Annotated in this window: 19 protein-coding genes; 9 read left to right on the top strand and 10 right to left on the bottom strand. The window is 64.6% G+C overall.

Annotated features, from left to right (window positions below; all coding sequences use genetic code 11):
* Positions 1 to 18 precede the first annotated feature (18 nt).
* The 4 genes from AC0L3U_RS05410 (at position 19) to AC0L3U_RS05395 (ending at position 4,478) form a co-directional block, all read left to right on the top strand.
* Entirely contained in the window at positions 19 to 1,254 is a 1,236-nt protein-coding gene (locus AC0L3U_RS05410) for an FAD-binding protein (RefSeq protein ID WP_473360962.1), read from the top strand.
* Positions 1,255 to 2,577, top strand: a complete 1,323-nt coding sequence (glcF, locus tag AC0L3U_RS05405; protein WP_473360961.1) for a glycolate oxidase subunit GlcF — start codon at positions 1,255 to 1,257, stop codon at positions 2,575 to 2,577.
* A 100-nt stretch (positions 2,578 to 2,677) separates the two neighbouring features.
* Positions 2,678 to 3,046 carry a histone gene (locus AC0L3U_RS05400; RefSeq protein ID WP_473361105.1) on the top strand — a complete coding sequence of 123 codons (369 nt, stop codon included), beginning with the start codon at positions 2,678 to 2,680 and terminating at the stop codon, positions 3,044 to 3,046.
* 427 nt (positions 3,047 to 3,473) lie between these two features.
* Positions 3,474 to 4,478, top strand: a complete 1,005-nt coding sequence (locus AC0L3U_RS05395) for a TorF family putative porin (protein ID WP_027520439.1) — start codon at positions 3,474 to 3,476, stop codon at positions 4,476 to 4,478.
* 240 nt (positions 4,479 to 4,718) lie between these two features.
* On the opposite strand, the gene AC0L3U_RS05390 is transcribed toward AC0L3U_RS05395, so the two are convergent.
* Positions 4,719 to 6,482 carry an ABC transporter ATP-binding protein/permease gene (locus AC0L3U_RS05390; protein ID WP_473360960.1) on the bottom strand — a complete coding sequence of 588 codons (1,764 nt, stop codon included), beginning with the start codon at positions 6,480 to 6,482 and terminating at the stop codon, positions 4,719 to 4,721.
* A 312-nt stretch (positions 6,483 to 6,794) separates the two neighbouring features.
* Here AC0L3U_RS05390 and AC0L3U_RS05385 point away from each other — a divergent pair, with 312 nt between their 5' ends.
* Together AC0L3U_RS05385 and AC0L3U_RS05380 are read left to right on the top strand one after the other, a co-directional pair.
* Entirely contained in the window at positions 6,795 to 8,459 is a 1,665-nt protein-coding gene (locus tag AC0L3U_RS05385) for an L-lactate permease (protein WP_063993974.1), read from the top strand.
* A 137-nt stretch (positions 8,460 to 8,596) separates the two neighbouring features.
* Complete coding sequence (locus AC0L3U_RS05380; RefSeq protein WP_007614988.1) at positions 8,597 to 8,995, top strand: META domain-containing protein; 399 nt, start codon at positions 8,597 to 8,599, stop codon at positions 8,993 to 8,995.
* A 131-nt stretch (positions 8,996 to 9,126) separates the two neighbouring features.
* Here AC0L3U_RS05380 and AC0L3U_RS05375 read toward each other — a convergent pair whose 3' ends face one another.
* The 3 genes from AC0L3U_RS05375 to AC0L3U_RS05365 form a co-directional block, all read right to left on the bottom strand.
* Positions 9,127 to 10,338 carry a hypothetical protein gene (locus AC0L3U_RS05375; RefSeq protein ID WP_473360959.1) on the bottom strand — a complete coding sequence of 404 codons (1,212 nt, stop codon included), beginning with the start codon at positions 10,336 to 10,338 and terminating at the stop codon, positions 9,127 to 9,129.
* 200 nt (positions 10,339 to 10,538) lie between these two features.
* On the bottom strand, positions 10,539 to 12,170 hold the full coding sequence (groL, locus tag AC0L3U_RS05370) for a chaperonin GroEL (RefSeq protein ID WP_027520435.1): 1,632 nt from the start codon (positions 12,168 to 12,170) through the stop codon (positions 10,539 to 10,541).
* 143 nt (positions 12,171 to 12,313) lie between these two features.
* Entirely contained in the window at positions 12,314 to 12,610 is a 297-nt protein-coding gene (locus tag AC0L3U_RS05365) for a co-chaperone GroES (protein WP_007596954.1), read from the bottom strand.
* Between the two features lie 313 nt (positions 12,611 to 12,923).
* Between AC0L3U_RS05365 and AC0L3U_RS05360 the strand changes: the two genes are divergently transcribed.
* Positions 12,924 to 13,445: a hypothetical protein gene (locus AC0L3U_RS05360; RefSeq protein ID WP_007596953.1), complete on the top strand. Its 522-nt coding sequence runs from the start codon at positions 12,924 to 12,926 to the stop codon at positions 13,443 to 13,445.
* 169 nt (positions 13,446 to 13,614) lie between these two features.
* Here the strand turns inward: AC0L3U_RS05360 and AC0L3U_RS05355 are convergent, their stop codons facing one another.
* Positions 13,615 to 14,394, bottom strand: a complete 780-nt coding sequence (locus AC0L3U_RS05355; RefSeq protein ID WP_007614982.1) for a protein phosphatase CheZ — start codon at positions 14,392 to 14,394, stop codon at positions 13,615 to 13,617.
* Positions 14,395 to 14,709: 315 nt separating this feature from the next.
* On the opposite strand from AC0L3U_RS05355, the gene AC0L3U_RS05350 reads away from it, so the two are divergent.
* Entirely contained in the window at positions 14,710 to 15,510 is an 801-nt protein-coding gene (locus AC0L3U_RS05350; protein ID WP_473360958.1) for a L,D-transpeptidase, read from the top strand.
* 72 nt (positions 15,511 to 15,582) lie between these two features.
* On the opposite strand, the gene AC0L3U_RS05345 is transcribed toward AC0L3U_RS05350, so the two are convergent.
* The 5 genes from AC0L3U_RS05345 to AC0L3U_RS05325 form a co-directional block, all read right to left on the bottom strand.
* Positions 15,583 to 16,407, bottom strand: a complete 825-nt coding sequence (locus AC0L3U_RS05345) for a DUF2076 domain-containing protein (protein ID WP_473360957.1) — start codon at positions 16,405 to 16,407, stop codon at positions 15,583 to 15,585.
* Between the two features lie 136 nt (positions 16,408 to 16,543).
* Positions 16,544 to 17,389 carry a ChbG/HpnK family deacetylase gene (locus AC0L3U_RS05340; protein WP_473360956.1) on the bottom strand — a complete coding sequence of 282 codons (846 nt, stop codon included), beginning with the start codon at positions 17,387 to 17,389 and terminating at the stop codon, positions 16,544 to 16,546.
* The gene (locus AC0L3U_RS05335; protein ID WP_473287948.1) at positions 17,386 to 18,447 is read right to left on the bottom strand and encodes a glycosyltransferase family 2 protein; all 1,062 of its coding nucleotides are present in this window, start codon (positions 18,445 to 18,447) and stop codon (positions 17,386 to 17,388) included. The genes AC0L3U_RS05340 and AC0L3U_RS05335 overlap by 4 nt, the downstream gene beginning before the upstream one ends.
* A gap of 112 nt (positions 18,448 to 18,559) precedes the next feature.
* Positions 18,560 to 19,537 (bottom strand): ATP phosphoribosyltransferase, encoded by a 978-nt coding sequence (gene hisG / locus AC0L3U_RS05330; RefSeq protein ID WP_473360955.1) that lies wholly within the window; start codon positions 19,535 to 19,537, stop codon positions 18,560 to 18,562.
* 3 nt (positions 19,538 to 19,540) lie between these two features.
* Complete coding sequence (locus AC0L3U_RS05325) at positions 19,541 to 20,692, bottom strand: ATP phosphoribosyltransferase regulatory subunit (RefSeq protein WP_473360954.1); 1,152 nt, start codon at positions 20,690 to 20,692, stop codon at positions 19,541 to 19,543.
* 722 nt (positions 20,693 to 21,414) lie between these two features.
* Between AC0L3U_RS05325 and AC0L3U_RS05320 the strand changes: the two genes are divergently transcribed.
* Entirely contained in the window at positions 21,415 to 22,359 is a 945-nt protein-coding gene (locus AC0L3U_RS05320) for a helix-turn-helix domain-containing protein (protein ID WP_354208252.1), read from the top strand.
* Positions 22,360 to 22,422: the final 63 nt, after the last annotated feature.

The raw sequence follows: 22,422 nt of genomic DNA, 5'->3' as shown, positions 1-22,422 counted from the left end.
TCGTTACCCGCTACAGGCGTGGATACGCTCAAGGTACGAGACGCCAAAGACGTCGAAGAGGTGGTGCGCGCGGCGATTGCCAATGAGCAGCCGCTCGAGATCATCGGCCATGGCTCCAAGCGTGGCATCGGTCATGCGATGGCGACCAATGCGGTGCTCGACGTCTCCGCGCTGAGTGCCATCACCGCCTACGAGCCCAACGAACTCATTGTCACGCTCCAGGCCGGGGCGCCGCTGGCCGACGTGCTGTCGCTGATCGACGCCAAGAACCAGCAATTCGCCTTCGAGCCGATGAACACCGCGCCGCTGCTCGGCACGCCGGTATCAGGCACCATCGGCGGCATGATTGCGGCTGGCTTGGCCGGTCCGCGCCGGATCAAGGCGGGTGGGGCGCGCGACCATCTGCTCGGGGCGCATGCCGTCTCCGGTTTCGGCGACAGCTTCAAGACCGGCGGCAAGGTGGTGAAGAACGTCACCGGCTACGACCTCTGCAAGCTTCTCGCCGGTTCCTGGGGCACGCTGTCGGTCATGACCGAGGTCACGCTGAAGGTGATGCCGAAGCCGGAGGCCGAGCGGACGCTGTTGCTGCGCGGCCTCGACGATGCTGCCGCCAACAAGGCGATGACCGCGGCGCTCGGCTCGCCCTTCGACGTCTCCGGTGCCGCGCATCTGCCGACATCGGCGTTCCGGACCAAGATCGAAGGTCTCGGCGATATCGCAGGCCAAAGCGAGGCGCTGACCGTGCTGCGGCTCGAGGGCATTACCGCCTCGGCCGCCCACCGTGCCGGCTCGCTGCGCGAATTGCTGGCACCGTTCGGAACCGCAACGCTGGTCGAGGACACGGTGTCAGCGGCGCTATGGACCACGATCCGCGACGTCCTGCCGTTCGCGGCTGACGGCGCGCTGGGGGCCTGGCCGGTCTGGCGGATCGTCTGTCCGCCGGCGTCGGGCGCGGCGCTCGGGACGCTGCTGGGGCGCGAGACCGGCGGCGAATTGATCTACGATTGGGGTGGTGGACTGATCTGGGCGGCGTTGCCACCGAAGCCGGACGCGCATGCCACGGCCGTGCGCGAACGTGCGAATGCGGTCGGCGGGCACGCCACGCTGATCCGGGCGGCCGAGGACATCAGGCGCACGATCGATGTATTCCACCCGCAAGCCCCTGGCCTTGCCGCGTTGAGCGAGCGGGTCCGCGCCAGTTTCGATCCGAAGACCATCCTCAACCGGGGCCGGCTGACGCGGGACGCTTGCTGAATGAAGACCGAATTCTCACTCGCGCAGCTCGCCGACCCCGACATCGCGGAAGCCGACAAGATCCTGCGCGCTTGCGTCCATTGCGGCTTCTGCACCGCAACCTGTCCGACCTATGTGCTGCTTGGCGACGAGCTCGATAGCCCGCGCGGCCGCATCTATCTGATCAAGGAGATGTTGGAGAAGGACCAGACGCCGACGGCCGAAGTGGTCAAACATGTCGACCGCTGCCTGTCGTGCCTGGCCTGCATGACGACCTGCCCCTCGGGGGTGAATTACATGCATCTGGTCGATCAGGCCCGGGTCAGGATCGAGCAGCGTTACGAGCGGCCGCTGGCCGAGCGGCTGCTGCGCCGGGTGCTGGCCTTCGTCCTGCCGGACCCACGGCGTTTCCGCGCCAGCATGTGGCTGGCGCGGCTGGCCCGCCCGCTGGCCGCGTTCCTGCCGACGCCCCGGCCGTCGGCGACGCCAGGCCTGATCCTGCGCCTCAAGGCGATGCTGGCGCTGGCGCCGGACCGGCTGCCGCCACCGGGGCCCGCCGCCGGCAGTGTGTTCGCGGCACTCGGCAAGAAGCGCGGCCGGGTCGCGCTGCTCCAGGGCTGCGCCCAGCAGGTGCTGGCCCCGCGCATCAACCAGGCCGCCATCAGTCTCCTCACGCGCCACGGCATCGAGGTCGTCCTCGTCAGGGACGAGCAGTGCTGCGGCGCGCTGACCCATCACCTCGGCAACGACCAGGACGCATTAGGGCGGGCTCGCGCCAATGTCGCGGCGTGGCGCGCGGAAGCGGCCGGCGAGGGGCTCGACGCCATCCTGGTGACCGCGTCCGGCTGCGGCACCGTGATCAAGGACTACGGCTATCTTCTGCGCGAGGACGCTGCGTTTGCCGTCGATGCGGCGAAGGTCTCCGCGCTCGCCAAGGACATCACTGAATACGTCGCCGGCCTTGGACTCGTGGCCACCGCGCGACAGGACAACATCGTCGTCGCCTATCACTCTGCGTGTTCGTTGCAGCACGGGCAGAAAATCACGGGCCTTCCGAAAGAATTGCTTTCCAATAATGGATTCGTGGTGAAAGATGTGCCGGAGAGCCATTTGTGTTGCGGTTCGGCGGGGACTTACAACATTCTCCAGCCCGAGCTTGCGGGCCGGTTGCGCGATCGCAAGGTCGCCAACATCGCGAGCGTCAAGCCGGACATGATTGCCGCAGGCAATATCGGCTGCATGGTGCAGATTGCCAGTGGCACGTTAGTTCCGGTCGTACACACGATTGAGCTTCTCGATTGGGCTACGGGCGGGTCGCGGCCGGCATTGAACGCGCAAGACTGAGCTTTCGAAGACTGAGCTTTCGAGGGCTGAGCTTTCGTCCAGAGGTGACGGCTGAAGACGCCCGGATCGACCATTGTTCGGCGGCAACAGGAGGACCACGATGGCGAAAGCGAAGAAGAAAAAAAGCAAGAAGGCCAAAAAGGCCAAGAAGGCGGTAGCGGCGAAGAAGACCTCAAAGAAGGCAGCCAAGAAGTCCGCGAAGAAGTCTGCGAAAGCCACAAAGAAATCTGCCAAGAAGGCCGCGCCGAAGAAGGCCGCCAAGAAGTCGGCCAAGAAAGCCGCTAAGAAGGCTGCCCCTAAGAAGGCCGCCAAGAAGGCTGTGAAGAAAGCGGCGCCGAAGAAGGCGAAGGCAGCTCCCGCGCCGAAGCCGTCAACGCCGGCAGCTCCGGCTCCCGAGCCCGCCGCCGAGACAAGCTGGGCGATGCCTTCGTCTTCTGCGGACACGACCCCAGCCGAAGGACAAGGTTAGGCCCAAAGTTAGGCCCAAGCTTAGGCCAAAGGCTGGATCCAATCCGACGACCATGATCGACGACAGGAAGGCCGCAGCGGTGATGCTGCGGCCTTTTTGCATCGGCGTGACGGCGCGCGAGGGATGGTCTCGTCGGGAAGCAGCCTGATTCGTGGCGCGGGCAGCACGGTACCGCCGGACCCGTACTAACCCGGGCCGTCCGGTGCACTTTGGAGTGCAAATAATGTGGTCGAGAAGACACACAGCCTGACAACCTTTCGTGGAATCGTCAGAACGCCCAAAAAGTCGGCAGATGCCCGCGTTTTTTGCTTCTCGGTTTACGCCACTCCATCCAGATTGCCGCAGTTACGAAATTTGCAATCAGGTCGTGCGTTCCGGGGGCTTCCGGGATCCGGCTGGGGTCTTAGAACTGGTGATGGGGATCGAAATGAAAAAAGTGGCTTTGTTGGCAACGGCGCTGGCAATGGTGACGGGCTCGGCTTTCGCGGCAGACATGCGAGTGAAGGCACTGAAGGCCCCGCCGGTGGTCGCGTTTGACCCCTGGGATATCGCCTTCGGCGGCGCCATCATGAGCGACTACATCTTCCGCGGCGTCACGCAGTCGAACCACAAGCCGTCGGTCGCGGCCTATTTCGAGCCGCGCTACAACGTCAACAAGGACCTCCAGCTCTACGTCGGCGTGTCCGCCGAGAGCATCTCCTTCGCCAATCGCGCCGCTGCTGAAGTCGATATCTACGGCGGTATCCGCCCGACCTTCGGCGCCTTCGCGTTCGACATCGGTGTCTGGGGCTACCTGTATCCGGGCGGCAGCTGCGCCGACAACGTGCTCACCGGCGGCATTCCCGGCGGCAACGTCTGCGGCGTCAGCACGACCACGATCTTCCTCGCCGACGGCAACGTCATGAAGAAGGACGTCAGCTTCGTCGAAGTCTACGGCAAGGTGAACTACACCATCAACGACAGCTTCACGGTCGGCGCGACCGAGTACTACTCGCCGAACTTCCTGAACTCGGGTGCCTGGGGCAACTACGCTTCGTTGACCGCCAAGTACACGGCGCCCAGCACGGCCTTCGGTCCCTCCGGCATGGGTATGTACGTGTCGGGTGAGTTCGGCCGCCAGTGGTTCGGTACTTCGGACGCCTTCTACGGCACCGGCGTCGGCACTGTTTTCGCCAACGGCATCCCCTACAAGGACTACAACACCTGGAACATCGGCATCGGCTTCACCTACAAGGTGTTCACGCTGGACCTGCGTTACTCCGACACCGACCTGAACAAGGGTGATTGCAACGCCTTCACCAGCGCCTTCAACGCCACCGGAACCACCAACGTCACCGCGATCAATCCGGGCGGCGCTGGCTCCAACTGGTGCGGCGCTGCCGGCATTGCCAAGCTGTCGTTCGACCTGACGGCGATGAGCAACTTGAAGTAAGCTTCTTCCCGAAGCGACTTGATTGAGGGCGGCAGGGCAACCTGCCGCCCTTTTGCTTTGGGCGTGTGGGGCGCAGGCTGGGGGCCTGCGTCCTTCGAGACGCCTCCGGCGGGCTCCTCACCATGAGGGGGCACGGATTTCAGCGCGCGGACAGACCTCATCCCGAGGGCCCGCCAAAGGCGGGCGTCTCGAAGGATGGCTGCAACGAAGGGCCATAGCCTCAGGGTTGGTCGGGCCGTCTCAGCGTGCCGCGCTCGGCTCCTTCTCGACCGGCACACCACCGTCACCGAGGACGTGGATCGCGCTGTGCTTCACCATCGTCACCTTGCGGGTATGGAAGGCTTCCAGCGTCGAGCGGTGGCCGATCGAGACGAGGGTGGCCTGTGGCAGCTTCTCCGCCAGCAACCGGTACAGGCGGGCCTCGGACGGCTCGTCCAGCGAGGCCGTGGCCTCGTCCAGGAACAGATAGTCCGGCGCGTGCAGCAGCGCGCGGGCGAGCCCGAGGCGCTGCTGCTCGCCCAGCGACAGCATCCGGTTCCAATGACCGTCCTCCTCAAGCCGCTCGGCGAGGTCAGGCAGCCCGACCGCAATCAGCGCGTCCCTGACGCGTGAGGTTTCGAACGCGCCCGGCGCGGCCGGGTAGACCACCGCGTCGCGCAGCACGCCGACCGGGAAATAGGGGCGCTGGGGCAGCATCATCAGCTTCGCCTTTTCCGGCACGAAGATGCTGCCGGTGCCGAACGGCCAGATGCCGGCGATGGCCCGGAACAGCGTCGACTTGCCGGAGCCCGACGGTCCGGTCACCAGCACGCGCTCCGGCGTCTGGACGGAGAAGGCGTCGGCGGCGACCAGCGGCGTGCCGCTCGGCAGGTTCACGCAGAGCTGTTCGAGGGCGATATTGCGATTGCCACCGGCGGCCTTGAGGGCAATCGCAGGCTCGTGCGGCGGCAGGTGCGCGGCCACGTCGACCGACATCTCGAAGCCGTCGAGGCGCGCGACGATCGAGCGCCATTCCGCCAGCGATCGGTACGCCGTGACAAAGAACGACAATGCGCCCTGCACGCTCGAGAAGGCGGAGGCGGTCTGCATCATGTCGCCAAGCTGGATCTTCTTGGCGAAGAAGGCCGGCGCTACCAGCACATAGGGAAAGATCACGGCGGCCTGCTGATAGCTCGCGGTGAACGCGGTGAGTCGCTTGGTGCGGCTCATGATGGCGTACCAATTGCCGATCACGAAACCGAAGCGCTCCAGCAGCCGGCCGCGCTCGGCGCCTTCGCCCTTGAGCAGCGCGATCTGCTCGGAATTTTCGCGGACGCGGACGAGATTGAAGCGGAAGTCGGCTTCATAGCGCTGCTGCTCGAAATTGAGATTGACCAGCGGGGCGCCGATCCAGTGCGTCAGCGCCGTCCCGAAGATCGCGTAGACCAGCGCGCCCCAGCACAGATAGCCGGGGATCATGAGATCGGCGCCGAACAGGTGCAACGGCGCGGCGTTGGAAAGCCCCCAGAGGATGATCACGAAGGAGAATAGCGTCACGATCGACGAGAGCAGGCCGAGCCCGATGGTCAGGGTCTGCTCGACGAAGTTCTTGACGTCCTCGGTGATGCGTTGGTCCGGGTTGTCGGCCGCATCGCCCTTGAGCTGCATGCGGTAGTGGGTGGCGCCTTGCAGCCATTCGCCCAAATAGTGCCGGGTCAGCCATTGCCGCCAGCGGATCTGAAGCCACTGGTTCAGGTACAGCTTGTAGACCGCCAGCGCGATGAAGGCGGAGGCGAGGCCGATGAAGATCCAGATCTCCCTGACGAAACTATCCCAGTCACTTGCCTGCAGTGAGCTGTAGAACCGGTTCTGCCATTGATTGACCAGGACGTCGATCGCGACCAGCGCCAGCTCCATCGCGATGACGGCGGCGAGCAGGCCGCGGCCAGCCCATTTGTCCTCCGACCGGAAATACGGGGCGGCGATTCGCCAGACGATCGCGAGCGTGGCGCTGATGTTCTTCACAGAGCTCTGTCTCCTGAGGGGATGTGCACAACTGCCCGGGCCAAAGACCTGAGACGATGGCGGAAATCGGCGCGCTTAGACTAAAGTCGCAAGTCCTGCAATTTGCGTTGGCTTGTCGCAGCTTGCAACCCTAGCATGGGGCTCATCGGCGCGGGGTGGGGGCCTCCGGGATTTCGCGAGCTTGTGAGCGGACGGGAACCGCTGCATTCGCGAGGAATTCGCGTCCAGCTCGGGGGTTATCGCTTCAGCGTCAAGCAGGATCGGCTGTCCACGCGGGCCGCCTGCAGCACACATGCGTGGGGGAGGAAGATCATGTGGAATCAAGTTTATGACCCGTTGCACAGCCCTGTGCTGTCGACGATCGCGGCGGCAGTCCCTGTCGTCACATTGCTGGTCCTGATCGCGAGCGGCCGCGTCCAGGCTCATATCGCGGCGGTCATCGCCGTGATCGTGGCCAATTTGATCACGATCTTCGTCTTCACCATGCCGGCGAACATGTCGATCCGCGCCTCGGTGCTGGGCATCGTCACCGGCTTCTTCCCGATCGGCTGGATCGTTCTCAACGTCATCTTCCTCTACCAGGTAACGGTCACCACCGGACGCTTCGAATTGCTCAAGCGCGCGGTCGGCGGCGTTACCGAGGACCGGCGGCTGCAATTGCTGCTGATCGCGTTCTCGTTCGGCGCCTTCTTCGAAGGCGCTTCGGGCTTCGGCACGCCGGTCGCGATCACGGGCGCCGTCCTGATCGGCCTCGGCTTCTCGCCGCTTGCAGCAAGCGGCCTGTCGCTGATCGCCAACACTGCGCCGGTCGCCTATGGCGCGTTGGGCACGCCGATCCAGGGCTTAGCCTCGGTCACCGGCCTCGACCCCTACATCCTCGGCGCGATGGTCGGTCGGCAATTGCCGTTCTTCTCGTTGATCGTGCCGTTCTGGGTGGTGTGGGCGTTCGCGGGCTGGAAAGGCATGAAGGACGTCTGGCCGGCGATCCTGGTCACCGGCGTATCGTTCGCAGTCCCGCAATTCGTGATCTCGAACTACGTCAATCCCTGGATCGTCGACATCGGGGCGTCGCTGATCTCGATGGGGGCGCTGATCCTGTTCCTGAAGGTCTGGCAGCCCAGGCAGCTCTGGCTGTCGCCGGCGCTGCGCGGCCGTGATGAATCGGCCGCCACCATGGCCGCGGCAAAACCGATGGACAAGACGCCATTGACGCAGAGCGAGCTGTTCAGTGCGCTGCTGCCGTGGATCATCGTCTGTATCGTGATGCTGATCTGGGGCAATGGTGGATTCAAGACCTGGGCAAACTCGATCTTCACCTGGAGCTATCCCGTTCCCGAGCTGCATCAGATGATCAACAAGATGCCGCCGGTCGCGCCAGGACCGACGAAAGAGAGCGCGGTGTTCGGCTTCACCTATCTCTCGTTCACCGGCACAGGCATGCTGATTGCCGCGATCATCTCCGGCTTCCTGATGGGCGTCGGGCCCGGCAAGCTCTTGATCCAGTACGGCCGCACCATCCGGCTGTGCGCGATCTCGCTGATCACGATCTCGGCGATGCTCGCCATCGGCACGCTGACGCGGCTCTCCGGCGTCGACGCGACGCTCGGCCTCGCCTTCGCCGCAACCGGCGTGCTCTATCCCTTCTTCGGCACGCTGCTCGGCTGGTTGGGCGTGGCGCTGACGGGATCGGACACCGCCTCCAACGTGCTGTTCGGTAACCTGCAGAAGATCACCTCCGAGCAACTCGGCCTGTCGCCGATCCTGATGGGTGCGGCGAACTCGTCCGGCGGCGTGATGGGCAAGATGATCGACGCGCAATCGATCGTGGTCGCGTCCACCGCGACCAACTGGTACGGCCATGAGGGCACGATCCTGCGCTTCGTGTTCTGGCACTCGATCGTGCTGGCCTGCCTCGTCGGTGTGCTCGTGACGCTGCAGGCCTATGTCTATCCGTTCACGGCGATGGTGCTGAAGTAGCAGGCCACGCCCGGCTTCAACGCAAATCCCCGCGAGGTTGCTCCTCGCGGGGATTTTTGCGTCGTGCATGGCGAACCTTCTCAACGGCGCCGCCGTCTTATAGAAGGTCCCGCAAATCAGGTCGGTCGAGAGGTCTCATGGTTTCGTTCAGGCAGACGGTGTGTGCGGCGGTTGCAATGCTCGCGATGTCCACGCTCGCGCGTGCGGAGGACGGTTTTCCGTTCGGCACCGAGATGACGCTGGAGGCGCTGCCGCAGCCGGGCTCGAAGCGGATTCCGAACATCGAGATCGGCGATAATGGTGAGGTCGTGCTGGAGCTCTGGTGCAAGGGCGGCAAGGGCCAGTTCTCGGTCGCCGGCAACACCGTAATCTTCGTCCCTGGCCAGATCCAGGACCGCTCCTGCCCGCCGGCGCGGGCCCAGGCCGACGATGATCTCGTTGCAGCGCTGGGCAGCGTCGAGACCTGGAAGCGCCAGGGCGACGTGCTGACGCTCGTCGGCCCCAAGCCGCTGCGTTTTCGCGTCAACGGCAATTAGCCAACGCTGTCATTCCCCGCGAAAGCGGGGAATCCAGTACGCCGCGGCTTCTCGACTCATCAAAACCGTCTCGGAGTACTGGATCGCCCGGTCAAGCCGGGCGATGACCGAGAGTTGATGTGCGGGCTACATCACTTCCACACCGACTTGTCGGCGTCCCAGCGCTGGCCCTTCAGCTCCTTGGCGAGCGCCTCGACCGAACCGTTGTCGTCGGGCTGATCGCCTTCCTCGTCAGCGGTCGCTTCGTCCGAGAGATTGAGCTTGGCGCCGCTGCTCTCGTCGGTGGTCGTGGTCGCGGGACTCCCGACCCAGAGCATGAGCTTGTCGGTCGTGCCGGGCTTGTCGGGCGAGACGAGGCCGGCGACCTCGATCGTGTCGGTGAGCTCGAGCGCGGGAAAATCCTGGTTCGGCCGCTTGAACACCAGCTTGAGCTTGCCGGTCGCCGGGTTGAAGCTTTGCGAGACCGGCTTTGCCGCGAGCGTCCTGCTCAGCACGCCAGCCGCCGCGGCCGCGAGCTTGTCGCGGTTGATCTTGTCACCCTCGCGCCAGTCGGCGGCGGCAATGCGGATGGTGCGATCCATCTCGGTCATGCCCGCGGTCCAGCCCGCGGCGGTGACGCCGGGCGTCGCCTTGAATTTTGCCAGCAGGGCACCGGCGCGCTCCGGATCGACCGACATGTTGATGGTCTGCTCGCCCGCGCGCAGCGCGTCGCAGCCGACGGTGAGGCTCGCCAGCGTCACCTCGACGTCCTGGCCCTTCAGGCTCTTCAGGAACTCGGTCGCGGCATCCAGCTTGACCTTGACCGCGATCGCTTCCGGCGAGACGTCGGTGAAATCCTTCGGCTGCGGCGTGATGCCGTCGTCGGAGGTCTGGTTGTCGAGGAATTCCTTCTCGCTGAGATCGGAATTGTCGGGCGAGGTGACCTCGGTCACGGCTTGGCCAATGCTGATCTGGCCGCGGAATTCGAACGTGTCTCCGGCCTGTTTGCGCAGCAGCTTGACGGTGACCGGCGCCTTCGCGCCGAGGCTCTGCGTCGTACCCGTCAGGTTCTGGCCCGCGACCTGGAGATTGACGACGAAGCGGTCCTTGCGGTCGGAATTCTTCGCGACGGGATAGCAGACGTCGAGCACGGCTGCGGTGACGGTCTTGCCCTGGCGTGTCTCCTTCAGGATCACGTCGGCATTGCCGTCCATCAGCCCGTCGATCGAGGTGAAATAGCGCGTCTCGACGCCGCCGGGCGCCGTGGCCTTCGGCGCCAGCTTCATCTGGGCGGATGCGACCTCAGGCGAAACTGCAAGCAGAGCCGCCAACAAAACCGTCGGGCAAACAAGAAGCGCGCGCATCGACGAAATCCCCAGGCAATGGGGCATGATCCGGAAAATGTGAAGCGGTCTTCCGTTGAGATCATGCCCAAACAATTCGAATCGGGCGTCACCGTAGTGGGTTTTGGCCGCCGGTTGAATTGGAAAGCACGGGCCATGATTGCCAAAAAAGAAGGCCGCCCGGAGGCGGCCTTCGCAACACTGTGGGCTAAGGATCGGCCTTAGAAGCCGCCCATGCCGCCACCGGCCGGCATGCCGGGCGCGGCGTCCTTCTTCGGCGACTCGGCAACCATGGCCTCGGTGGTCACCAGCAGGCCGGCGATCGAGGCGGCGTCCTGGAGCGCGGTGCGCACCACCTTGGCAGGGTCGATGATGCCCTTCTCGACCATGTCGACATACTCCTCGGTCTGGGCGTCGAAGCCGAAGGTCTCGGACTTGTTCTCCAGGATCTTGCCGACGACGATCGAGCCTTCCACGCCCGCGTTCTCGGAGATCTGGCGGATCGGGGCTTCCAGCGCCTTCAGCACGATGTTGATGCCGGCCTGGACGTCGGCATTGGCGTTGGTGAGACGGCCGACCGCCTTCTTGGCGCGGAGCAGCGCGACGCCGCCGCCGGGAACGATGCCTTCCTGCACCGCGGCGCGGGTGGCGTTGAGCGCGTCCTCGACGCGGTCCTTCTTCTCCTTGACCTCGATCTCGGTGGCACCGCCGACGCGGATCACCGCGACGCCGCCTGCGAGCTTGGCGAGGCGCTCCTGGAGCTTCTCACGGTCGTAATCCGAGGTGGTTTCCTCGATCTGGGCCTTGATCTGGCCGACGCGGGCCTCGATCTCCGGCTTCTTGCCGGCGCCCTTGACGATCGTGGTGTTCTCCTTGTCGATCACCACCTTGCCCGCGCGCCCAAGCATCTTCACCGTGACGTTCTCGAGCTTCATGCCGAGGTCTTCGGAGATCAGCTGGCCGCCGGTGAGGATCGCGAGGTCCTCGAGCATGGCCTTGCGGCGGTCGCCGAAGCCCGGCGCCTTGACGGCGGCGACCTTCAGGCCGCCACGGAGGCGGTTGACGACCAGGGTGGCCAGCGCCTCGCCCTCGACGTCCTCGGCGATGATGACGAGCGGCTTGCCCGACTGCACGACGGCTTCCAGCACCGGCAGCATGGCCTGCAGGCCGGACAGCTTCTTCTCGTGCAGGAGGATGTAGGCGTCCTCGAGCTCGGCGGTCATCTTCTCGGGGTTGGTGACGAAGTAGGGGCTGAGATAGCCGCGGTCGAACTTCATGCCCTCGACGATGTCCACCTCGGTGTCGAGCGACTTGTTCTCCTCGACGGTGATGACGCCCTCGTTGCCGACCTTCTGCATCGCCTGCGCGATCATCTTGCCGATGGCGGCATCGCCGTTGGCCGAGATGGTGCCGACCTGGGCGACCTCGGAGGAGGCGGCGACCGGCTTGGCGCGCTTCTCGATGTCCTTGACGACGGCGGCGACCGCGATGTCGATGCCGCGCTTGAGGTCCATCGGGTTCATGCCGGCGGCAACCGACTTGGCGCCTTCGCGCACGATGGACTGGGCCAGCACGGTCGCGGTGGTGGTGCCGTCGCCGGCGAGGTCGTTGGTCTTGGAGGCGACCTCACGGACCATCTGGGCGCCCATGTTCTCGAACTTGTCCTCGAGCTCGATCTCCTTGGCGACGGTGACGCCGTCCTTAGTGATGCGGGGCGCGCCGAACGACTTCTCGATGAGCACGTTGCGGCCCTTCGGGCCGAGCGTCACCTTGACGGCGTTGGCGAGAATGTCGACGCCGCGCAGCATGCGATCGCGCGCGTCTCCGGAAAACTTGACGTCTTTGGCAGCCATGGTCTGCAATTCCTCTTGTTTCGTGATGTGTCTTGCTTATTGGGCCGCCTCATTCCGGGGTCCGCGATCGAACCCGGCGGAATGATGCATGCCCGGATCGAGTGACCCGGGCATGCATTCAGCGGCCGTTCAGGCGTTTGGCCTTAGGCCATCACGCCCATGATGTCCGACTCCTTCATGATCAGGAGCTCATCGTTGTCGATCTTGACCTCGGTGCCCGACCACTTGCCAAACAGCACACGGTCGCCGACCTTGAGGTCGATCGGGATCAGCTTGCCGGCCTCGTCGCGGCCACCGGGACCGACGGCGACGACTTCGCCCTGGGACGGCTTTTCCTTGGCCGTGTCCGGAATGATGATGCCGCCCTTGGTCTTTGACTCGGCGTCGATACGTTTGACCACGACACGGTCATGCAGCGGACGAAATTTGGATTTAGTCATGACGTTTCCCTTTGGAGGCTCGTTTCGGAAGGAGTGAAAGTGGGCGGGCGGCGCTTCCGTCCACCCTTCCCGAGGATCGATCGGTGCGCGTTAGCAATCCATCTTTCAGAGTGCTAATGGTGCGTCCGGGAATATGGCTTGGCCGCGATCCTGTCAAGCAAAGGTGGTTAAGCGATTGGTGAGACGGATATAGGATGGTGACATTGGAAACTTGTTCGGGGCGCCGGCGTATTAAAGGACGTCATTGCTCCGGCAGCGGTTTTGCGCTTGGCTGCGGAAGGGGTGCGGCCATGGTTTTGTCCGGGGGAATGCCATGATCAGTTCAGCTCACGCGCGCACGGTCGCCAATCTGGCGGCGGCTTCTTGCCTGGCGCTGCTGCTTGGCGCCTGCGGCGGCGGCATGAGCCTGCCGTCCTTCTCTTCGTCCTCACCGCCCCCCGAGGCCGAGCCCGGCACCGGTCCGGAAATGCCCGCCTCGATCCGCGCCGACGAGATCGTCGGCCGCTGGGGCCTCGCCTCGTTCCAGAACCCGGCCGACCGCGCCCGCACCGAGGCTGCCGCCCGGGCCCAATGCAAAAATCCTTACGTGATCACCGCCGGCTCCTCCGGCGGCGTGATCATGCATCTGGCGGACCAGGCAACACCGCAGGAGCTGCGGCTGAAGGGTTCGCCCAGCGGCAAGAACTATATCGGGCCGGCGGGTCCGACGCCCGGCGAGCAGGACCGCGAGATCGTCTCCTTCGACGGCCGCGTCCTCATCACCCGCTTCATCGACAAGGACGCCGCCACCCGCTACGGCAACATGGTCTACGTTCGCTGCGCGCCGAGGGCGTGATCGGGGCGCCGGCCTAGCCACTCGTCATTGCGAGGAGCGAAGCGACGAAGCAATCCAGGCTGCCTCCGCGGACACAGTCTGGATTGCTTCGCTTCGCTCGCAATGACGTCCAAAACAAAAAAACGCCGGCTCTCGCCGGCGTTTTGTTTTTCCGTAGTGTCGCGTCCGCTCAGTCGAACAGCGCGTCGATGTCGTCCTGCGAGGCGTGGCCGACGTCGCCGGCGAGCTTCGGGCCGTTGAGAAGCTTGTCGTCGTCGCTGCGGGTGTCGACCTGCGGCACGACGTGGGACTTGATCGCGTCGACGCCGCCCCAGATCTCCATCATGGAATTGATGTGCTGCTCGATGAACTTCATCGTGCTCATGACCTTGCTGATGCGCTGGCCGGTCAGGTCCTGGAAGTTGCAGGCTTCGAAGATCGAGATGACGCGTTCCTGGATATCGTCGGCGAGCCGCTTCTGCTGATCGGCCGATTGCACCTTGGCCATCGCGCTGGCCGCCTGGTCGATCGACTCGGCGGCTTCGAGGATCTGCTGGGTCGCCTGTTCGGTGCCGCCGACGACCGCGCCGAGCTCGCCATTGACCTTGGCCATTTCGCCGCCGTCGAAGCTCTTGCCATGCAGTGTCGCGATCTCGCGCTTGGTGCGGTCGATGGCGTCGTGGATGAGGTCGAGCTCGACCTTCAGCTTCTCGCACTGCTCGATCTGCGCCCGGTAAGTATCGAGCATGGTGCGGGCTTCGGAGAGCTCGTGGGCGGTGGAGGCGTCGATCGCCGCCATGGCGGCGCTGCCGGACAAGGGCGCGGTGCCCTTCGCCATCTGTGCACGGATCGCACGCAACTCGGCCATGATCTCGCTATGCATCGGCGCAGCCTCCTCAATCATTTCGGGGCTGGGCATCTCGCCGACAATAGCCTCCTCGACACGAAAACGTTTGCGGTGAATAGCCATCAAGAACTCCCCCCACCTCACTCACGCGTCTTTGTAGGCAGAAGCGATTTAACACGAAGTTCACAGCCGGAACTGTCGTCTCGGTTGTGCGCGACGGCTTGCAAACGGGCGATTAACCATGCGTGCGCGACGTTCATCGAAAATAAACGCTGATCGCCAAATTGCACCGCTGCCGACGACGTGGTGAATCGAAATGGCGTTTCCGTTTACCAAACAAAACGGCTTTTGCTCTTTATTGACCACGTCGCGGGTGCGGATCAGCCACCACCTCGCCACGACGCATGTGATCTAGACGAAACAGTACAGAGTACGTCGATGTTCAAGAAAATGTCTGTTGCGCTGCTTGGCAGCGCTTGCACCTTCATTGCCGGCGTCAACAGCGCCAGCGCCTTCGACAATAGCGTGCCGAACGATCCGCCCGCGGTGCTCTACCAGCCGCAGGTGCCGCCTGCGCCGGTGCGTGTCGCCTCCAGTTCGAACATGGGCGGCGGCTTCATCGAGTTCATGTTCGGCGACGGGCCCGGTCGCGGTCCGGCCTACGCTCCGCAGCAGCCGGTGTATCAGCAGCAGCCAGGTTATTATGACCAGCGCCGCCTGCCGCCGATGGGCGAACCGCAGATGCAGGGCGCAGGTCTCCAGCAGGAGGCAGTCGATCCGCGGCAGCGTCAGTTCGACCCGAGATTCGAGAAACAACTCGTTGACTATAGCGGCAATGAAAGTGCCGGCACGATCGTGGTCGATACGCCGAACAAGTTTCTCTATCTCGTCGAGGGCAACGGCCGGGCAATGCGCTACGGCATCGGCGTCGGCCGCCCCGGCTTCACCTGGTCCGGCGTGAAATCGATCACGGCCAAGCGCGAATGGCCGGCCTGGACCCCGCCGGCGGAAATGATCGCGCGCCGTCCCGACCTGCCCCGGCACATGGAAGGCGGCCCGGAAAATCCGCTCGGCGCGCGCGCGATGTATCTCGGCTCGACGCTTTACCGTATCCACGGCTCCAACGAGCCCTGGACCATCGGCACCAACGTCTCCTCGGGCTGCATCCGCATGCGCAACGAAGACGTCATCGATCTCTACGGTCGCGTCAATGTCGGCACCAAGGTCGTGGTGATGTAGGCGCATAGCGCTCGGAACCAAAACGGCCGCCTCATCGGCGGCCGTTCTCGTTTGGAGTAAGGATAAAAAGCGTCAGGCGTAATCGCTGCCGCCATCATCTCCGCCGCCGAAATCGCTGTCGTCGGCGAGGTCGACATTGCCGCCGTCATTGTCGTTCTGATCGTTGTAATTCTGGTCGTCGTTCGAAGCGTGATCGGCGAAGCCCTGCCGGGACGCATCACCGCGGTTCGAGCCGATGTCGTCGAGGCCGGCATCGCGCGCGAGCGAGCCGCCGGACTGATCGCTGCCGCTCCAGGGACCTCCACCAGCGCTACGGTCGCCCAGGGCATTGGTGTCGCCGAAAGCCTGCTGATGCGATCCGCCCATCATGCCGCGGATGCTGGAGAGCAGCAGCGAGCCGCCAACGACGCCGGCCGCGGCTGCCGCCGCCGTGCCGAGGAACGAGCCGCCGCCACCGCCGACCGGCGGCGCGCCATAGCCCTGACCTGGACCTTGACCGTAAGCCTGCCCGTAGGGCGGCTGGCCATAACCGGGCTGGCTTTGCTGCATCGCCTGGCCGCTGTTCCACACCGGCCGCGAATCACGCGGCGGTACGTTCGGAACCGAGCCGCGCGACGGACCCCCGCCGAACAGCGTGTCGCGCATGGTGTCCAGGAAACCGCCGGATTGCGCCTGCTCGGGCGCCTGCCCCGCCTCCAGCTCCTGGATGCGGTTGTGGGCGCGCTTCAGCGCCTCGTCCTGCAACAGCGTGGTCTGCACCAGCGCATAGATCGCGCCGGGCGCCTTGCGCAGGCCGTCGGAGATCGCGGCGATCGCGTCGGGATCGCGCGGTGCATTTTCCAGTTTCGAAAGCCGGTCGAAAAGCTCGTCAACGAGCTGGCGTTCCTGCGGCGTCATGGTCAGTCTCCTTCGCGCAAAACAAGCGCGAGGCAGATGTAGGGTTCCATTGTGGCCCCAACAGTGCCGGCAGGATTAAATTTCGGTATGCGACAAGCTGCCTCGCGGGCGGCTTTCTCGCAAACTTTCTTCGGTTTCACCCCAGCGTGACGCCGCTGTCCGTCAGCAGGCGCGCGAAGGCATCGCCGGCGAGATAGGCGTGCTCGCGTTCGCGGACATCCGTCATCGGGTCGAGCCCGGTGAGGATGTCGTCAACGAAGCCGGGATGACACATGATGAGGCCGCCATCCGGCAGGCCTTCGAGGAATTGCCGCATCAGCGCACCGAAATCGGCCGCCTGCGTGAAATCATAGGCGCCGGCGAAGCCGGGATTGAAGCTGAGGCCCGCGCTGCCGGCACGACGGCGGAATTGCGCGCTCAGGATATCGAGCACCATGGCTTTCGGTGAAGCCAGCCGCTGCATCAGCGGCAGGTCGCGGCCGCCCTGGCGCACCCAGGCTTTGGGCGCGACTTCGGCGACTGCGTCGACAAAGCCGTCGCGCACCTGCGGGTAGAGCTGCACATGCTGATGGCCGTCGACGAAGTCAGGCGCGCGTCCGAACGCTTTCGCGAAGGCTGCCAGCTGCGCCTTGACCTCGTTGCGAAAGAATTCGCGGTCGAGCCTTCGCGCAAGACCCGCGCGCAGCAGCTTCGGAAACGGGAGAAACATGTCGCCGTCGAGCGGGCGGAAATGCATGGTGAGCGGCCGGAACGGTGCCGACAATGTCACGTGCAATCCGATCGCGCAGCGCGGGCTCGCTCGCGCTGCCGTCTGGAGCGCCTCGATCTCGCTGCGCTCGACCGCAGGTCCCACCATCATCACCGAGGTGGCGTTGAGACGGCCGCGTTCGATCAGGTCGCGGATGGCGCGATTGACGCCCGGGCTGATGCCGTAATCGTCGGCGCAGAGCCAGATCCGCCGCGGCGTCGCGGCCGCGCTCATTCGGCCGCCGTCCTCTTCGAGGCGTCCAGGGTTGAAGCGTCCTGGGCCTTGTCGGTCTCGAAATGCTTTTCACTGTGCTCGGCGACGAAGTAGATCGGGCGCGCCTTCAGCTCGGAGAGGATCTTGCCGATATATTCGCCGACGATGCCGATCATGATGAGCTGCACGCCGCCGATCGTCATCAGGCCGATCACGAGTGAGGGATAGCCGGGCACCTGCTTGCCGGTGGTCAAGACCTCCCACAGGATCGACAGGCCGAACAGGAACGCTCCGCCGGCGAGGATCACGCCGAGCAGGCTGGCGAAGCGCAGCGGCGCCACCGAGAACGAGGTGACGCCTTCGATCGAAAGACCAAGCAGGCGCGCGGCGCTGAAGGTCGTCACGCCATGGGTGCGCGGCGCGGGCTCGTAATCGACGCGGATCTGGCGGAAGCCGATCCAGCTCGCGAGGCCCTTGAAGAAGCGGTTGCGCTCCGGCAGCTGCCTCAGTGCTGCGACCGCGCGCGGCGACAGCAGGCGGAAGTCGCCGGCGTCTTCGGGAATCTTCTGGCGCGCGCCCCAATTGATCAGCGCATAGAAGCCCCGTCCGGCGAGCCGCCGCAGGAACGGCTCGTTGTCGCGATGCGCCTTGGCGGTATAGACGACGTCGTAGCCGTCCTCGATCCAGTGCCGCACCAGTCGCTCGACCAGCGACGGCGGATGCTGGCCGTCGCCGTCCATGAACAGCACCGCGCCGAGCCGGGCATGGTCGAGGCCGGCCATCAGCGCGGCCTCCTTGCCGAAATTGCGCGACAGCGACACCACCTGGACGTCGACCGCGTCGGCCGGCAGTGAGCGGGCGATCGACAGCGTCGCGTCCGCGCTGCCGTCGTCGACATAGACGACCTCGCAAGCCAAGCGATAGCGCTGCCGCAAGGTCTTTGCGAGATCGCAGATGCGCTGGTGCAGGGCGGCAAGGCCCGCCGCTTCGTTGTAGAGCGGGACGACAATCGACAGTCCCTTCGCGGCAGTGCTTGCCGCGATGGTCGTCATGCCGGAAACGTCAGAGCCCAGCGTCATCGATCAAGGTTCCAGAGGCGATCAGGTTTTCTTGCAAGGTCATCTCGACAGCATATGGTAGCTGCCGTTTGCTGTCGCTACGCTGAACGGAATTGCTCAACAAACTTTGGGCTCACTGCCGCAGGAACGCCTCGAGCCTGGCGAACAGCGGGTTGTCCCGGTCGAACACGTAATCCAGCGAAACCACCGAGACGGTCTCGGCGCCATGCCCGCGCAGGAAGCTCGCGAGTGCGTAGAGCTGGCCCGGCGGGCAGTGCAGCGTGAGCATGCCTGACGAGGTCGGTCCGCCGAACGGGGCTTCGACGCCAAAGCGCTCGTGGGCCTCGGTGAGCATGGCCGCGTCGCACTGGCGGAAGCGGGTGCGGACTTCGCGGTATTTGTTGGCCCGCGCCCGCGCCGCGATGTGATCGAGGATGATTCGCGCGGTCTCCCGCGCCTGCGGCGACCAATCGGCGTCTCTCGAGGCGACCAGATTGGCCTGGCTGCGCAGGATCACGCCGTCGTCGAGCACCCGCAATCCGTTGGCGGCGAGGGTCGCGCCGGTCGTGGTGATGTCGACGATCAACTCGGCGCTGCCGGCGGCCGGCGCGCCTTCGGTCGCGCCCGTGCTTTCGACGATGCGGTAATCGGTGATGCCCTGGCTCTGGAAGAAGGCGCGGGTGAGGTTGATGAACTTGGTCGCGACCCGCATCCGCATGTGATGCTGCTCGCGGAAGCCGGTGGTGACGTCGTCGAGGTCGGCCATGGTGCGGACGTCGATCCACGCCTGCGGCACCGCGACGACGACGTCGGCATAGCCGAAGCCGAGGCCTTCGATCAGGGAGACGCGCTTGTCGGCGTCCGCGATGGTCTCGCGCACCAGATCCTCGCCGGTGACGCCGAGATGCGCCGAGCCGCGGGACAGTTGCGAGGCGATCTCGCTCGCCGAGAGATAGGCGACCTCGACATTATCGAGGCCCGTGAGCGTGCCGCGATAGTCGCGGGCGCCGCCCGCCTTCGACAGCTTCAGCCCGGCGCGGGCGAAGAAGGCCTCGGTGTTTTCCTGCAGGCGGCCCTTGGAGGGAACGGCCAGAACGAATGGCGCGCTCATGACTTAAGCTCCCACCTTGCGGCCGATCCGGGTCAGCGCATCCACCCAGACCGAGAAACCGACCGCGGGGATCGGCTCGGCCGATCCAAGCTGGGTCATCAGCCCGTCATAGCGGCCGCCGGCAACCAGCGGCTCGGCGCCGTTGCCGCGGTGATGCAGCTCGAATTCGAAGCCGGTGTAGTAGTCGAGCCCGCGTCCGAACGAGGTCGAAAAGCGCGTCGCCTTCACATCGATGCCGCGCGCCGCCATGAAGCCGACCCGGCTTTCGAACTGGTCGATCGCAGCACTGAGGTCGAGCCTTGCATCATTGGTCAGCGCGCGCAGCTCGGCGACGGCGTCGTCGGGGTTACCCGATATCGACAGGAAACGCTTGAGCACGGCGATGGCCTCGCGCGGCAGCGCGCCGCCCTTCAGCGTCGACTGCTCGAGGAAGCGGTCGGCAATCTCGGCGGTAGTGCGGCCGCCGACATTGGTGGTGCCGGCGATCGACATCAGATCGGTGACGAAAGCGAGTGCCGCCTTGCGGTCGGAGCCGGCGAGCGCCGCGAGCACGCCCTCATATTCGCTGCGGGTCGCGGTGGTCGCCGCTGCCAGCCGCTCCAGATCCTGCTGCAGGCTGATCTTGCGGTTGAAGTCCTTGACCAGGCGGCGGCGCCAGACCGGATAGAGGTCGAGCGCGTCGAGCAGCGCGTTGAACAGCGCCACGTCGCCGGTGCGGATCTCGACATCGCGGACGCCGAAGGCTGCGGTCGCCTCCAGCGCCAGCGCCAGCATCTCGGCATCGGCCGCGGCGCGGTCCTGGCGGCCGAACGATTCGATGCCGGCCTGCAGGAATTCGCTGCTCTGGCCGTTGCGGTAGCGGAACACCGGGCCGAGATAGCTGAATCCGGCCGGCTGGCCGGCACGGCCAGAGCTGAGGTAATCGCGGGCCACCGGAATGGTCAGGTCCGGGCGCAGGCACAGCTCTTCGCCGGAGAGGTCCGTGGTCAGGTACAGGCTCTTGCGGATGTCCTCTCCGGAGAGATCCAGGAACGGTTCGGCCGGCTGCAGGATGGCGGGCTCGGCCCTGACATAGCCGGCCTGCGCGAACGACAGCAGCAGCGTGTCCGCCCAGGCGGCGGAGCCGGCAGCATTTGAGGTGGCAGTCGCGGTCATCTCAGGGTCCATCGTCCCGGTGGAACCGGGCAGGGCAAGCAGGGGAAGCGAATTGCCGCAGGCCTTAGCATGGCCCGAAAGCGGTTTCGACCTCCAAAGGATCAATCGCTTAACAACGTCGGAGCGACGCGCAGTCAGCACAGGAGGCGAAGCTTGAATTACGTCTCTCCCAGTTCGGGTAATATAATACCTGTACATCCCGCTGCGTGGACCCAGATGAATAGGGACCTTCATCATTTCGGGGCAGGGACGTCTCAGGGCGCTACCAAGATGAATGGGTCGCCTGAGGCGGCGGAAAGCTCGGCCGCAACTTCACCCGCGAGCTGCTCGGCCGGTTTGAGAATGCTCCACCGGTCGCATACTCAATTTGGGTAGGGGGACGATCCGTTCGCAGAGCCTTCGTTTACAATGCGAGTTGGTTTCCGATTCATGTGCAACGCAACCGATGGTATCCGGTCGCGCGACACACGCTGGCCTATATGCTGTTTTCGATCTGCGACGTTTCCGGCACTAAGACGAATTCGATCCGCTCAACCTTCTGATCGTTCATGCCATCTCAATGCTCCGCGACCTGCGGCGCGCCGGCGTCAGCGGGCCGGATGATTTGCGGGGCGCTAAAATCGCCGTTTCCAAGAAGAAGGCCAGGTAAGCAGCAGAACATGGATCAAAGCCGTCTAGTCCCTGCTCGCGAGGGAATTCAAAAGAGAGCGGCGGATCGCTTGATGTCGTTCCAGGATCTCAAGCCGTCCTCGGCGCTCGAGCTCAATTCCTATGACATCGATCATTTCGGCGAGACCGAGAAATACGCCGGCGCATCGAGCATGCCGTTATCGGCCGGGGCTACCGCGATCATGCGTGCCCGGCTCACCTTGCCGACCCTGACCCTGTCGCTGTTGAAAACCTTCCCCCGGATCATTCGAGGCTATCAGTTCACCAATGCTGCCGCAGTGGCGGTACCGATGGATCACGTGACCTCTGCCCGCATCAACGGGCAATCGATGGGCGGTTCTGTCCTCGTATTGAAAGGTGATTCAGATTGCCTGGTGCATGAGCCGGAGGGGCGTCTGCTGGCAGTGGTCTACTTCAGTCCATCCGGGCGGGAGCCATTGCCTGAATTAGGCGATGGATGCCATTTGCTGAATCCGGCGCCGGACGTGCTTGCCTCGCTACGCCGTCTGATCTCGATCTCGCTTGAAACCGCAGCAAATGACCCAGACTTCCTGAACGAGCCGGCTTCGCAAACGATTGTCGAACAGTCGCTGCTCAGCACGATGGATGCGGCGATCTGGTCCAGTGTCGCAAGCGGACCTGTGTCATCCACCACCGAGCATTATCGGCGGATCGTGGCTGATATGGAGAAACTGATCCGGCGCGATCTGATGATCTGGCACAAGACGACCGAACTGGCGGAACAGGCGGGTGTGTCGGTCCGGACTCTCCAGAGTGCGACACGGGCCATCTGCGGCATGAGCCCACATCGCTATAGCCGGGTCTTGCGCCTCTGGTCGGTGCGCAAGCAACTGCGCACCGGCCGAGCGGGACGGAGTGTGAAGTCCTGTGCGCTTGCGCATGGTTTCTGGCATCTAAGCGAGTTCGCAGCGAGCTACAGAGAGGCTTTCGGAGAGTTGCCTTCGGAGACCCTGAACCGATCGCTACGAGGCGAATAGCAACGTGCGGTCGCCGTCTAACTGGTTCGATGGCCTGGGTCTGTCCAGACGATAGGCCGCCAG

Source organism: Bradyrhizobium sp. Kon69 (assembly GCF_055807515.1).
Note: the sequence above shows the minus strand (reverse complement) of the source record. Positions and strands in the feature narration are given on the sequence as shown.

Bases quoted from the DNA above. Each gene is read 5' to 3' on its own strand.
- AC0L3U_RS05395 (WP_027520439.1), top strand. From the start codon at position 3,474: ATGAAAAAAGTGGCTTTGTTGGCAACGGCGCTGGCAATGGTGACGGGC.
- AC0L3U_RS05380 (WP_007614988.1), top strand. From the start codon at position 8,597: ATGGTTTCGTTCAGGCAGACGGTGTGTGCGGCGGTTGCAATGCTCGCG.
- AC0L3U_RS05345 (WP_473360957.1), bottom strand. From the start codon at position 16,407: ATGACGCCGCAGGAACGCCAGCTCGTTGACGAGCTTTTCGACCGGCTT.
- hisG (WP_473360955.1), bottom strand. From the start codon at position 19,537: ATGAGCGCGCCATTCGTTCTGGCCGTTCCCTCCAAGGGCCGCCTGCAG.
- AC0L3U_RS05385 (WP_063993974.1), top strand. From the start codon at position 6,795: ATGTGGAATCAAGTTTATGACCCGTTGCACAGCCCTGTGCTGTCGACG.
- AC0L3U_RS05320 (WP_354208252.1), top strand. From the start codon at position 21,415: ATGTCGTTCCAGGATCTCAAGCCGTCCTCGGCGCTCGAGCTCAATTCC.
- AC0L3U_RS05335 (WP_473287948.1), bottom strand. From the start codon at position 18,447: ATGACGCTGGGCTCTGACGTTTCCGGCATGACGACCATCGCGGCAAGC.
- groL (WP_027520435.1), bottom strand. From the start codon at position 12,170: ATGGCTGCCAAAGACGTCAAGTTTTCCGGAGACGCGCGCGATCGCATG.
- AC0L3U_RS05340 (WP_473360956.1), bottom strand. From the start codon at position 17,389: ATGAGCGCGGCCGCGACGCCGCGGCGGATCTGGCTCTGCGCCGACGAT.
- AC0L3U_RS05360 (WP_007596953.1), top strand. From the start codon at position 12,924: ATGATCAGTTCAGCTCACGCGCGCACGGTCGCCAATCTGGCGGCGGCT.
- AC0L3U_RS05400 (WP_473361105.1), top strand. From the start codon at position 2,678: ATGGCGAAAGCGAAGAAGAAAAAAAGCAAGAAGGCCAAAAAGGCCAAG.
- AC0L3U_RS05325 (WP_473360954.1), bottom strand. From the start codon at position 20,692: ATGACCGCGACTGCCACCTCAAATGCTGCCGGCTCCGCCGCCTGGGCG.
- AC0L3U_RS05365 (WP_007596954.1), bottom strand. From the start codon at position 12,610: ATGACTAAATCCAAATTTCGTCCGCTGCATGACCGTGTCGTGGTCAAA.
- AC0L3U_RS05355 (WP_007614982.1), bottom strand. From the start codon at position 14,394: ATGGCTATTCACCGCAAACGTTTTCGTGTCGAGGAGGCTATTGTCGGC.
- AC0L3U_RS05350 (WP_473360958.1), top strand. From the start codon at position 14,710: ATGTTCAAGAAAATGTCTGTTGCGCTGCTTGGCAGCGCTTGCACCTTC.
- AC0L3U_RS05375 (WP_473360959.1), bottom strand. From the start codon at position 10,338: ATGCGCGCGCTTCTTGTTTGCCCGACGGTTTTGTTGGCGGCTCTGCTT.
- glcF (WP_473360961.1), top strand. From the start codon at position 1,255: ATGAAGACCGAATTCTCACTCGCGCAGCTCGCCGACCCCGACATCGCG.